Source organism: Aeromonas sp. PrichA-15 (genome assembly GCF_017939245.1).
Taxonomy (GTDB): Bacteria; Pseudomonadota; Gammaproteobacteria; order Enterobacterales; family Aeromonadaceae; genus Aeromonas; species Aeromonas caviae.
Genome location: NZ_JAGKRH010000002.1, coordinates 15,705 through 27,757 on the forward strand (window position 1 = coordinate 15,705; position 12,053 = coordinate 27,757).

The following is a 12,053-nucleotide window of genomic DNA, read 5'->3' on the forward strand; positions in this document are numbered from 1 at the left end:
GGGTTGAAAGTACAATAAAATCAACGGTAAGGCGTTGAATGGCGCCAATGATGGCTGCGAAAGGGATTGTCGGAACGGGCGGGAAAAGAAGCGAAGCGGGCGCAGGGCGCCCGTTCAGGCTTCCAGCAGGCGGGTGGACCAGCCCATCTTCTGCTGGCGCTCCACTTCCAGGCGCAGCTCGCTGGCCCGCAGGTAGTGCTCGTCCAGCCAGCCCCTGGGCAGGGTCAGGGTCAGGGCATCCTCATCGGCCTGCAGCATGAACTGGGGCACTGTACCCTGGGTGCGGCGCATGCAGAGGATCAGGGAGATGCGCAGGATGCGGGCCAGCCGGATCGCCTGGCGAGCCGTCACGGCTCCCTGTTTCTCCAGCGGCTCCAGCTTGAAGTCGTCCCGCTGGTTGAGCAGCAGGGCCGACAGCAGCTTCTTCTGGGCCGGGGTGAAGCCCGGCATGTCGATGTTGTCGATGATGTAAGCGGCGTGTTGCGGCGCCTTCTTGTACTCGATGCACAGACCAATTTCGTGCAGCAGGGCCGCATAGCGCAGGATCGGGCGACCGTAGCGCTTGGAGAGGCGCCAGGCCGGCTGCAGCTGGGTGAAGGCCTGGATGGCGGTGTCGCGCACCCGCTCGGCGTGCTCCTTGTCCAGCTGGTAGCGGCTGATCAGGCTGTCGGCGGTGCGATCCCGGGCATCACAGTCGTGATTGTTGCCGAGCAGGCCGTAGATGAGTCCTTCACGCAGGGCACCGCCCGCCAGGGTCATGCTCTCGATGTCGAGGGTCTCGAAGATGGCGATCAGGATGGCGAGACCGGAGGGGAACACGGTCAGCCGTTCGGCCGCCAGCCCTTCGAGCTGCAACTGATCGACTCTGCCGCAGGCGATGGCCTGACCCATCAGCTCTTGCAACTTGGGCAGGGTGACCCGCTCGCTCTTGCCCTGGGCCAGCATGATCTCCTGCAGCGCCTGGACGGTGCCGGAGGCGCCGACGCAGGTGCGCCAGCCGAGGACACGGTAGTCCGCAGCCACTTTCTCCAGTACCGCCTTGGCGGCGGCAATGGCCTGGTTGAAGCGCGTCTCGGAGAGCTCGCCATCACCGAAGTGGTTGTTGAGCCAGGTGACGCAGCCCATGTGCAGGCTGTTGAGCAGCTTGGCTTCGCTCTGCTCGCCGATCACCAGCTCGGTGCTGGCGCCGCCGATGTCGATTACCAGCCGGTTGCCTTCCCCTGCCGACGTCCAGGAGACACCTTCATAGATGGTCTTGGCTTCTTCCTCGCCCGAGATGATCTCGATGCTGTGGTTGAGCACCCGTTCCGCTTCGCTGATGAATTCGTCGACGTTGGTGGCCAGGCGCAGGGTGGCGGTGCCCACTACCCGGATATTGTCGGACGGGATGTCCTGCAACTGCTCGGAGAAGAGGCGCAGACAATCCCAGCCCCGCTCCATGGCGGCACGGTTGAGGCGAAAATCGGCATCGAGGCCGGCGGCGAGGCGTACCTTGCGTTTGACCTTGGTGACGGTGCGCAGGGCACCGGCGACCTCGCGCACCACCAGCATGTGAAAGCTGTTGGAGCCGAGGTCGATGGCGGCATAGAGAGGCGAGTTGTGCAACTTGGCCGATCCCTCAGTTCTTGCGGGGGGGACGACGACGGTTGTTGCTGTTGCCACCGCCCTGGCGATCCCGCATGTTGCGGTTCACCGGCTGGCGGTTGCGGAACACCCGTTTTGGTGCGGTGACGTCATCCAGCAGCGCCTCGCGGTCATACTTGCTGACCGGGATGGGGTGGTGGATGTACTCCTCGATGGCCGGCAGGTTGAAGGCATAGTCTTCACAGGCCAGGCTGATGGAGTGACCGCTTTTGCCGGCGCGGCCGGTACGACCGATGCGGTGGACATAGTCTTCGGCATCGTCGGGCAGGTCGTAGTTGAAGACGTGAGTCACGTCGGGGATGTGCAGACCACGGGCGGCCACGTCGGTGGCGACCAGGATATCCAGGGTGCCCTTGGTGAACTCTTCCAGGATCTTCATCCGCTTCTTCTGCGGCACGTCGCCGGTCAGCAGGCCGACGCGGTGGCCGTCGTTCTCCAGCCACGCATGAACGTCTTCACAGACGTGCTTGGTGTTGGCGAAGACGATGGCTTTCTCGGGCCACTCCTCTTCCATCAGGGAGAGCAGCAGCAACATCTTGTCTTCGTTGGAGGGGTAGAAGAGCTCCTCCTTGATCCGCACGCCGGTCATCTGTTCCGGTTCGACCTGCACATGTTTCGGGTGGTTCATGTGTTCATAGGCTAGCTCCTGCACCCGCAGGGAGAGGGTGGCGGAGAACAGCATGCTCAGACGCTCGGTGGCGGGGGGCATGCGGCGGAACAGGAAACGGATGTCCTTGATGAAGCCCAGATCGAACATGCGATCCGCTTCGTCCAGTACCACGACCTGGATGTTGCCGAGATCGATGACCTTGGACTTGAAGTAGTCGATGATGCGGCCGGTGGTGCCGATCAGGATGTCGACGCCCTGTTCCAGCACGGCCAGCTGCTTGTCGTAGCCTTCGCCACCATAGGCGAGACCGAGCTTGAGCCCGGTGGAGGCTGATATGCTCTCTGCATCGTTATAGATCTGGACGGCCAGCTCCCGGGTCGGGGCCATGATGATGGCGCGGGGCTGGTTGATGAGGCGCGGCCTGGTCAGCGGATGGGTCAGCAAATAGTTGAATGTCGCCGCCAGGAAAGCCAGGGTTTTGCCGGTCCCCGTCTGAGCCTGACCGGCGAGGTCATGACCTTCAACCAGCAGGGGCAGGGACAGTGCCTGGATGGGCGTACAATAGTGAAATCCCTTTGATTCCAGACCAGCCAGAACTTCGGGTTCGAGGCCCATTTGGGCGAATTTTTCGGTCGTTAGATGTGTTTTGCTCATGGCGGTAGGTTATCAGGTTAGGCTTGCAATAATAAACAGGATCATTTCAAATAGGGCAACTATTGCCTTTGTTGAACCATCAATAAAGCCTTAATTACTGACTGGAGTTGGAGATGAGTGACAAGATTGTTCAGCTGAGCGATGCCAGCTTCGAGGCCGATGTAATCAACGCCGACAGCCCTGTTCTGGTCGATTTCTGGGCCGAATGGTGTGGACCGTGCAAGATGATTGCCCCGATCCTGAACGAAGTTGCTCAGGAATATGAAGGTCGCGTGACCGTGGCGAAATTGAACATCGATCATAACGCCGACACTCCGCCCAAGTACGGCATTCGTGGTATCCCGACCCTGCTGCTGTTCAAGAATGGTGAAGTGGCAGCGACCAAGGTCGGCGCCCTGTCCAAGACCCAACTGAAAGAGTTCCTGGACGGCAACCTGTAATAATCAAGAAGGAGCGCATTGCAATAATGCGCTCCTTGTGTTTTATCACCTAGACGCTCACCCTGATTGGTGCTAGTTTATCGCTCGTTTGCTAACCTTTTTGCCTGACTCTTTGCTTAACTACCAGCCTGGCAAGTCAAATCCGATCAGCATCAATCCAGCAGACTGTCTCCTCATTTCAATCCTTGCTTACAGACTTTCACCACTATGAATCTGACTGAACTTAAGAACACTCCTGTGTCCGAGCTGGTCCAGCTTGGCGAATCCATGGGGTTGGAAAATCTGGCTCGGGCGCACAAGAAAGACATTATCTTTGCAATCCTCAAGGCGCACGCCAAGGGCGGCGAGGATATCTTTGGCGACGGTGTGCTGGAAATCCTGACCGACGGTTTCGGTTTCCTGCGCAGTGCAGACGGCTCTTATCTCGCTGGTCCGGATGACATCTATGTCTCCCCGAGCCAGATCCGCCGCTTCAACCTGCGTACCGGCGATACCATTTCCGGCAAGATCCGGCCGCCGAAAGAGGGCGAGCGCTATTTCGCCCTGCTCAAGGTCAACGACGTCAACTACGACCGTCCGGAAAACTCCCGCAACAAGATCCTGTTTGAAAACCTCACTCCCCTGCACGCCAACGAGCGTCTGCGCATGGAGCGTGGCAACGGTTCCACCGAAGACATCACCGCCCGTGTGCTGGATCTGGCATCCCCGATCGGCAAGGGCCAGCGCGGTCTCATCGTTGCACCGCCCAAGGCCGGTAAGACCATGCTGCTGCAGAACATCGCCCAGAGCATCGCCTACAACCACCCGGATTGTGAGCTGATCGTGCTGCTGATTGACGAGCGTCCGGAAGAAGTGACCGAGATGCAGCGGATGGTGAAGGGCGAAGTCATCGCCTCCACCTTCGACGAGCCGGCCTCCCGTCACGTCCAGGTCGCCGAAATGGTGATCGAGAAGGCCAAGCGTCTGGTCGAGCACAAGAAGGACGTGGTGATCCTGCTGGACTCCATCACCCGTCTGGCCCGCGCCTACAACACCGTCATCCCGTCTTCCGGCAAGGTGCTGACCGGTGGTGTGGACGCCAACGCCCTGCACCGTCCGAAGCGTTTCTTCGGTGCGGCGCGCAACGTCGAAGAGGGCGGCAGCCTGACCATCATCGCCACCGCGCTGATCGATACCGGCTCCAAGATGGATGAAGTCATCTACGAAGAGTTCAAGGGTACCGGCAATATGGAACTGCACCTCTCGCGCAAGATTGCCGAGAAGCGCGTCTACCCGGCCATCGACATCACCCGCTCCGGCACCCGCAAGGAAGAGCTGCTGACCGCACCGGACGAGCTGCAGAAGATGTGGATCCTGCGCAAGATCATTCACCCCATGGGCGAGATCGACAGCATCGAGTTCCTCATCGACAAGCTGGCTGCGACCAAGACCAACGACGAGTTCTTCGACTCCATGAAGCGTCAACAGAAGTAACAGCCTCTTCCATGACAAAACCGCGGCCTAGGTCGCGGTTTTTGTTTATCTATTTCACGGCTGGCTTAGTAGTATGAAGCCTCGATGTCACAAGGAAAGGGACGTCATGAAGCTGGTGTTGTTTATATGGATGGGTTGGTTGTGGCTGGCGGCCCCGGTGCATGCCGATTCCCCGCCGCAATTGCAGGCTCCCCTGGTGGCGGACGAGGGACTGGAGGGGCATCGGGCGTACCTGGACGGCCGCATGGCGCTCGGGCAGTTTGATGCCATGGACTCGTTGCTCGAGACCCTGTCGGTGGGGCAGCGGGAGTTCCTGTTGTTCCAGTTGCTGGGTGAGCTCAAGTCATCGGGCGCACCGAGCCCGGCGCTGCTGGCCTGGGTGCGGGCACAAGCGGCCAAGGCGCCACAATGGCTGGTGGAAGGGAAGGTGGACGGTTTCCTGGTGCAGCTACCCGCCTACGACTTCCCCGCCGAGGCCCGGCTGGTGCTGAGCCACTGGCAGCAGCTGGCCTGGCAGGACAACTATCGCCAGTTGCTGGAGCAGGATCGCTTCGACTTCAAGCAGGTCTACTACAGCCGCAATCCCGAGCTGGCACAGCAGCAGCAGGCCCTGCTGGCGGTGCTCGATCGGCAGCCGGTATCCGTGCTGCGTCGGGAGGCGCAGCGGCTTGCCGCCCTCAATCTCTTCCTGCCGGACAACCAGTTGCTGCTGCACTTCATCGAACAGACCGGGGAGACGGCACTCTACCTCAAGCTGTGGCGTCAGCCAGTGGATCACGATAGCCTGACTGCTCTGCACACCATTTCCCGCTTTTATTCAGGTCAGGAGGCGAGCGATCTGCTGATCGCCGCCAGCCAGAACAGCCGCCTGATGGTCCCCGCCCTGCACCAGCTCAGCCGCCTCTCCCCCTTGCCGGACGGGGCCCAGCAGTTCCTCCTGGCCGAACTCGGCAAGCACCAGTATGGCGGGCTGGTGGCCGGCCTGTTGCTGCAGATGGACGAGCCCAGGCTCCTGGGTCAATTGGCAAACCGGCTGACGCTTCAGGAGCGGCGACACGCCTCGTCCGTCATGAGGTCCGATACGGGTACACCGGATACGCCGCCAGGGTTATAATGCGGGACCACCTGATCCCGCTGGGGTACTTGCATGAAATACAAGGACTTGCGTGATTTTATCGCGCAGTTGGAACAAAACGGACAGCTCAGGCGCATCAGTCGCGAGATAGACCCCTATCTGGAGATGACCGAGATCAGCGACCGTACCCTGCGTGCGGGGGGCCCGGCTCTGCTGTTTGAGAATCCCAAGGGCTACACCATGCCGGTGTTGACCAACCTGTTCGGCACGCCGGACCGGGTTGCCATGGGCATGGGCCAGCCCAACGTCAGCGCCCTGCGCCAGGTGGGGACCTGGCTCTCCTACCTGAAAGAGCCGGAGCCGCCTCGCGGGCTCAAGGAGCTGATGGAGAAGCTGCCCATCTTCAAGCAGGTGCTCAACATGCCGACCAAGCGGCTCTCTTCGGCCCCCTGTCAGCAGGTGGTGCTGGAAGGGGACGCGGTGGATCTGGATCAGATCCCCATCCAGCACTGCTGGCCCGGGGATGTGGCGCCCCTGGTCACCTGGGGGCTGACCATCACCCGCGGTCCCTACAAGAAGCGGCAGAATCTCGGCATCTATCGCCAGCAAAAGATCGGCAAGAACAAGCTGATCATGCGCTGGCTGGATCACCGGGGCGGCGCCATCGATTTTCGCGAGTGGCAGGAGGCCCACCCGGGCGAACGCTTCCCGGTGGCGGTGGCGCTGGGCGCCGATCCGGCGACCATCCTGGGCGCGGTGACGCCGGTGCCGGACAGCCTCTCCGAATACGCCTTTGCCGGTCTGCTGCGGGGCAGCCGTACCGAGGTGGTGAAGGCGCTGAGCTGCGATCTGGAAGTGCCCGCCAGCGCCGAGATCGTGCTGGAAGGCTATCTGGAGCCGGGGGAGATGGCCCCCGAAGGGCCTTACGGCGATCACACCGGCTACTACAACGAAGTGGACGAGTTCCCGGTCTTCACCATCACCCACATGACCATGCGCCGGGATGCCATCTACCACAGCACCTACACCGGCCGTCCGCCCGATGAGCCGGCGGTGCTCGGGGTGGCGCTCAACGAGGTGTTCGTGCCGCTGTTGCAGAAGCAGTTTCCCGAGATAGTGGATTTCTACCTGCCGCCGGAGGGGTGCTCCTACCGGATGGCGGTGGTGACCATCAAGAAGCGTTACCCTGGCCACGCCAAGCGGGTGATGCTGGGAGTCTGGTCCTTCCTGCGCCAGTTCATGTACACCAAGTTCGTGATCGTCTGCGATGACGACATCAACGCCCGCGACTGGAAGGACGTGATCTGGGCCATCACCACCCGGATGGACCCGGCTCGGGACACCACCCTGATCGAGCACACCCCCATCGACTACCTGGACTTCGCCTCGCCGGTCTCCGGGCTCGGCTCCAAGATGGGGCTGGATGCCACCAACAAGTGGCCTGGGGAGAGCAACCGGGAGTGGGGTCAGCCCATCGTCCAGGACGAGGCGGTAAAGCAGAAGATCGATGCCATCTGGGACGAGCTGAAGATCCTCGACTGAGGGATCTCCGATGCGGCGCGGCCATTGTGACGCAAAAGTGCGGTATTGCCGTGCCGAATTGGGTATGCTCGACGGACCTGACCACCAACTGGTCGCCATAAAAACAGTGAAACCATGAGCGAAGCGGGCCGGGCAGGCCCCTCACAAGGACAAGAATGCAACGTATCAAGTGCCGCGTAGAGGAACTGCGCGAATATGTCGACACCATCTGGCACGTGGCGCTGGCGCCGCAGCAGGAGGTGAGCTTCAAGCCGGGCCAGTATCTGCTGGTGGTGATGAGCGATTCGGACAAGCGCCCCTTCTCCATCGCCAACTCGCCGACCCGCTCCGGCGTGCTGGAGCTGCAGATCGGTGCCACTCCCGAGAATGCCTATGCCGGTCAGGTGCTGGCCCGCATGCGCGAGCAGGGAGAGATCGAGGTCGAGTTGGCCGCCGGCAAGGCGTTCCTGCGCGACGAATCCCCCCGACCGCTGATCCTGATGGCGGGAGGCACCGGCTTCTCCTATGCCCGCGCCATCCTGGAATACCTGATCGGCAGCGGCAGCAAGCGTCCGGTGTTCCTCTACTGGGGCGTACGCCAGGCGCACTGGCTCTACGAGCTGGAGCAGATGCAGCAGTGGGAGCGCGACTACGCGCCGCTGACCTTCATTCCCGTGGTGCAGGAGCCCGAGAGCGACTGGACCGGCAGGACCGGGCTGGTGCACAAGGCCATCATGGATGACTTCGTCAGCCTGCATGACTACGACATCTATGTGGCGGGCCGCTTCGAGATGGCCGGTGCCGCGCGGGAAGAGTTCAAGGTGCTGGGCGCCGAGCCCGAGCGCATCTTCGGCGATGCCTACGAGTTTATCTGACCACGGCCAACCGCAGAGCGTCGATCTGCCCCCTTATCGTCTTGCGAGAGAAGGGGGGATGAGAAACTCGTTGTCCCCATAAAAACGACAAACCCCAGCCTGGCTGGGGTTTGTGCTATCTACGGCGGGTCACGCCGGATCATTCGCCCTTGGCAGCGAGCTGCTGCTCGAGCTGGGCCAGCTTGGCCTCGAGGGCGGTCAGCTTCTCCCGGGTGCGCAGCAGCACCTTGGTCTGCACGTCGAACTCCTCGCGGCTCACCAGATCCAGCTTGTTGAGCTGAGCCTGCAAGACCTGACGGGTCTTTTTCTCCACCTCTTCACCCATGCTGCGAATGCCGGGGGGCAGGGCGTTGTGTATCTGTTTGGCGATCTCTTCCAGTTTTTTCGGGTCGATCATGGGGGTCTCCTTAAGCAATGGCGCCATTCTACCGACAAATCGTCCCCTTTGCCGAGATCGGGGCGGCTTTTTGCGCCATGGATCCCATCGGGCTCTGGTCGGGTCTGGTTGATGTACCCTGGCTGCTACCCTGTGACACCGGGAATCAATTCCAATTCCTTGATGGTGTACACAAAAAAATCAGATCAGATGACTGACCAGAGGCTTATTAATTGTTGCGTTGCTGTTAATATGATTCGGTCGGGTTTGAACCCTACCCCGTCAGGCTCATCATGGATAACAACATAAAAGAGATAAGGATATGAAGAAAAAGCTAATTTACGCGGCCGTCGTCAGTGCGCTGCTGAGCGGTTGTGGTGGCAGTGACGACAACACAGGCGATACCTCAAGCTATCTCGATTATCTGCTGAGCGGCTCCAATGCAGTCCGACCCAGCGCCCTGGCAGCCCGTGCGACCGACGGTACCCTGAAATTCTCCACGGAAACGGCGGATCTCTCCAACCCGGTGTCCGCCCTCTCCACCTTGGATGGCTGGTCGACTACCCAGGCGATCCAGATAGTGCCGGTGACGGCCTCCGGCATCCAGGTCAAGGCGCCGGCCGCTGCTGAATTCGCAGCCTCCGTGGCCCCCCTCTACCTGATGGAGCTGGAGTTTGACAGTGCGGCCCTGCGTCCGAGCGGCGTGAAAAAGGTGCTGACCTACGGGGTGGACTTCGTGGTGGCCGAGACGACCGGCAAGCTGAATCTGGTGCCGCTCAAGCCGCTCAACCCCTCTTCCTACTACATGATAGTGGCGACCGATACCCTCAAAGACAGCACGGGTGCCCCCCTGCGACCGGGTAGCGACTACAGCAACTACAAGACCAGCACCGGCAGCAACGCCCAGGAGCAGACCATCAGCGGCCTGATTGCGCTGCAGGAAGGGCTGTTCAAGGCTGCCACCGGCATCACTAGCGACCACGTGATCTTCTCCGACTGGTTCGGTACCCAGTCCGGCGCCGACGTGCTGGTGGCGGTGAAAGGGGCGGCCGCATCCGTGCTCAAGAGCCCGACCCTGGACGCTGCCGCCCTGTGGAAGCAGGACGCCCTGGGCAATACCAGCCTGCCTGGCACCTATACCCTGTCGGTGAGCGGCGGCAGCCCCTTCCTGACCCAGCTGGACGCCGAGAACTTCCTGCCCCAGGAGCAGAAGGATGCGATTGCCGCCGCTTTTGGTGACGGCACTCCACTCCACAATCTGGCCTTGGGCACCACCGTCTACAGCGGCACCGTCAAGCTGCCCTACTTCCTCTCCTCCCCGACCACCGCCGGCTCCTGGGACAAGGCGAAGACCCAGTCCTGGCACGGTGCCATCCCCAGCCTCTACGCCATCGCGAACGCCCTGAAGGCCCAGGATGCCGAAGTGATCGGCGGCCTGGTGGGGGCGGGTGTGGATCCGGCCCTGCTGGGCGAACTCATCGCCGATCCGAGCCGTCAGGCCGAGCTGCTGGCGGAGGCGAGCAAGTTGATCGGGGTGACCCTCACCTCCGGCGGCAAGGCGCTGGATCCCGAGATGAATATCGGGCGCTTCAACCCGCTGCCGGCACTGGAAGAGGTGCAGTCCGTCCCGATGCGGATCTTCGCCGCCGCACCGCTGGCGAACATCACCGACGTGATCATCTATCAGCACGGCGTCACCTCCGTGAAGGAGAACGCCTACGCCCTGGCCCTTGGCCAGATTGGTGCCGGTGCCCGGGCGAGCAAGAACGTGGCCGTGGTGGTGATCGATCATCCGTTGCACGGTGAACGCGGCTTCGCCCTGACCGGCAGCATGGACTCGGTGACCACCTCCGACAACCCGACCCCCTACCTGAACCTGAGCTACCTGACCGTGGCCCGCGACAACCTGAAACAGAGCGTGGCGGATCTGCTGGGCCTGCGTCTGGCAGTGGGGCTGGCCAATGCCAAGGGCGCCATCGGCACCGCAGGCAGCCTCAAGGTACACTTCCTGGGTCACTCTCTGGGTGCCATCGCGGGGGCCAACCTGCTGGCGGTGGCCAACCAGTCTGTTGGCAACCCGACGGCAGACGCCCTGTTCAAGTTCGACACTGGCGGCCTGGCCATGCCGGGTGGCGGCATAGCGCCGCTGTTGCTGAACTCGCCGACCTTCGGCCCGACCATCCAGATGAGCGTGCTGACCGCTGGCAGTGCGGCCCTGAAGGCAGCCTTCACCGCCTATGCCCCGAACTGCAAGACGGCGGTGCCGACCTGCTTCGTCAACGAGTTCCTGCCGAGCCAGGATGCGGCCACCCAGGCCACGGCGGCCAGCACCCTGCAGAGCTACAGCTTCGCGGCGCAGTCGGTGCTGGATTCGGCAGACCCCATCAACCTGGGGAGCGGTATCGCGGCGGACTTCCCGCTGTTTGCCACCGAAATCGTCGGCGACGGCGCCCTGAGCCTGTCGGATCGGGTGATCCCGAACAGCATCGCCACCGCCCCCCTAGGTGGCACCGAGCCGCTGTTCAAGGTCCTGGCCCTGCAACCGCTGACCGCCACCGGCGCCGCCAACCACAGAGCGGCCCGCTTCGTGGCCGGGGGGCACAGCTCGCTGCTGGCACCTGACGAGAACTTCGATCCGACCGGCGCCGTCACCACCGAGATGCAGACCCAGTTCGGCAGCTTCTTCGCAAGCGGCGGTACCGCGGTCAAGGTGACCGACGGCAGCCTGCTCAAGCAGTAAGCCGGCCGACCAATAAAAACGCCGCCCCTTGGGGCGCAATGCTGTTCACTTAAGCGGAGCCGCATTGCGATTTACCGGAAAACGGGTCTTTGATATCTTCACCGCCCTGGGTCTCGATGGCCTGGGGCGTTTTTCTATGAACATGACGCCTATGCAGCCCCGCAACTCCGCCAACCTCCGTGGCGTATGGGCTGGCGATAACGCGCCCGCCATCACTGCCATCTGGTTCGCGATGAAATGACAGGCAAACTTAAAGCTCACCTCATTGGGCGCTCGCTGATGGGCTACGGCGGCCTGGCTGGCCTCCCGCCTGACCAGATTGTATCCAAGCAGCAATCCCCACAGCTCCTGATAGACCAAGTCCACTTTCTTGCTTCTCAGCGTGATGGCGTTGTGCTGCATCGCGCTTTTGATATCCCGGTATCCCAGCTCGATTTCCCAGCGCTCGTGGTACAGGGTCGCCACCTGAGCTGCGCTGAATCGCGCCACGGGCAGGGAGGTAATACCAATCAGATTAAAGATGTGATCTAATTGCTCTATTCTGGTTTCACTGTACTCAGTATGTCCGATCCAATCGATTTCTTGGCCCTCGCCAAGGCAGAAACCAACGCCAGGAAACGCATGCGATTCCTGGCGTTAGCACAC

10 protein-coding genes are annotated in these 12,053 nt (G+C 61.7%); 6 read left to right on the plus strand and 4 right to left on the minus strand.

Annotated elements, in window-relative coordinates; all coding sequences use genetic code 11:
• Positions 1–114: 114 nt before the first annotated feature.
• Both gppA and rhlB read right to left on the minus strand, forming a co-directional pair.
• The gene (gppA, locus tag J9889_RS00680; protein WP_104455035.1) at positions 115–1,605 is read right to left on the minus strand and encodes a guanosine-5'-triphosphate,3'-diphosphate diphosphatase; all 1,491 of its coding nucleotides are present in this window, start codon (positions 1,603–1,605) and stop codon (positions 115–117) included.
• A gap of 13 nt (positions 1,606–1,618) precedes the next feature.
• The gene (gene rhlB / locus J9889_RS00685; protein WP_202041444.1) at positions 1,619–2,908 is read right to left on the minus strand and encodes an ATP-dependent RNA helicase RhlB; all 1,290 of its coding nucleotides are present in this window, start codon (positions 2,906–2,908) and stop codon (positions 1,619–1,621) included.
• Positions 2,909–3,021: 113 nt separating this feature from the next.
• Between rhlB and trxA the strand changes: the two genes are divergently transcribed.
• The 5 genes from trxA to fre all read left to right on the plus strand — a co-directional run bounded on the left by trxA (position 3,022) and on the right by fre (position 8,292).
• Positions 3,022–3,348, plus strand: coding sequence for a thioredoxin TrxA (gene trxA / locus J9889_RS00690; protein ID WP_010672369.1), 327 nt, complete (start codon positions 3,022–3,024; stop codon positions 3,346–3,348).
• A 207-nt stretch (positions 3,349–3,555) separates the two neighbouring features.
• A complete protein-coding gene (rho, locus tag J9889_RS00695; RefSeq protein ID WP_010672370.1) occupies positions 3,556–4,821 on the plus strand; it encodes a transcription termination factor Rho in 1,266 nt (421 codons plus the stop codon).
• 106 nt (positions 4,822–4,927) lie between these two features.
• The gene (locus J9889_RS00700; RefSeq protein ID WP_010672371.1) at positions 4,928–5,935 is read left to right on the plus strand and encodes a hypothetical protein; all 1,008 of its coding nucleotides are present in this window, start codon (positions 4,928–4,930) and stop codon (positions 5,933–5,935) included.
• Positions 5,936–5,968: 33 nt separating this feature from the next.
• Positions 5,969–7,438, plus strand: coding sequence for a 4-hydroxy-3-polyprenylbenzoate decarboxylase (gene ubiD / locus J9889_RS00705; RefSeq protein WP_010672372.1), 1,470 nt, complete (start codon positions 5,969–5,971; stop codon positions 7,436–7,438).
• 155 nt (positions 7,439–7,593) lie between these two features.
• Entirely contained in the window at positions 7,594–8,292 is a 699-nt protein-coding gene (fre, locus tag J9889_RS00710) for an NAD(P)H-flavin reductase (RefSeq protein WP_010672373.1), read from the plus strand.
• Positions 8,293–8,431: 139 nt separating this feature from the next.
• On the opposite strand, the gene J9889_RS00715 is transcribed toward fre, so the two are convergent.
• The gene (locus tag J9889_RS00715; RefSeq protein ID WP_010672374.1) at positions 8,432–8,689 is read right to left on the minus strand and encodes an accessory factor UbiK family protein; all 258 of its coding nucleotides are present in this window, start codon (positions 8,687–8,689) and stop codon (positions 8,432–8,434) included.
• Positions 8,690–8,990: 301 nt separating this feature from the next.
• Between J9889_RS00715 and J9889_RS00720 the strand changes: the two genes are divergently transcribed.
• On the plus strand, positions 8,991–11,408 hold the full coding sequence (locus J9889_RS00720) for a VolA/Pla-1 family phospholipase (RefSeq protein ID WP_210555816.1): 2,418 nt from the start codon (positions 8,991–8,993) through the stop codon (positions 11,406–11,408).
• Positions 11,409–11,453: 45 nt separating this feature from the next.
• On the opposite strand, the gene J9889_RS00725 is transcribed toward J9889_RS00720, so the two are convergent.
• On the minus strand, positions 11,454–11,987 hold the full coding sequence (locus J9889_RS00725; protein WP_349237002.1) for a transposase: 534 nt from the start codon (positions 11,985–11,987) through the stop codon (positions 11,454–11,456).
• Positions 11,988–12,053 lie beyond the last annotated feature (66 nt).

What these genes read in the sequence shown, in the direction of transcription:
- rhlB (WP_202041444.1), bottom strand. Translation starts at nt 2,908, where the DNA reads ATGAGCAAAACACATCTAACGACCGAAAAATTCGCCCAAATGGGCCTC.
- trxA (WP_010672369.1), top strand. Translation starts at nt 3,022, where the DNA reads ATGAGTGACAAGATTGTTCAGCTGAGCGATGCCAGCTTCGAGGCCGAT.
- rho (WP_010672370.1), top strand. Translation starts at nt 3,556, where the DNA reads ATGAATCTGACTGAACTTAAGAACACTCCTGTGTCCGAGCTGGTCCAG.
- J9889_RS00700 (WP_010672371.1), top strand. Translation starts at nt 4,928, where the DNA reads ATGAAGCTGGTGTTGTTTATATGGATGGGTTGGTTGTGGCTGGCGGCC.
- ubiD (WP_010672372.1), top strand. Translation starts at nt 5,969, where the DNA reads ATGAAATACAAGGACTTGCGTGATTTTATCGCGCAGTTGGAACAAAAC.
- fre (WP_010672373.1), top strand. Translation starts at nt 7,594, where the DNA reads ATGCAACGTATCAAGTGCCGCGTAGAGGAACTGCGCGAATATGTCGAC.
- J9889_RS00715 (WP_010672374.1), bottom strand. Translation starts at nt 8,689, where the DNA reads ATGATCGACCCGAAAAAACTGGAAGAGATCGCCAAACAGATACACAAC.
- J9889_RS00720 (WP_210555816.1), top strand. Translation starts at nt 8,991, where the DNA reads ATGAAGAAAAAGCTAATTTACGCGGCCGTCGTCAGTGCGCTGCTGAGC.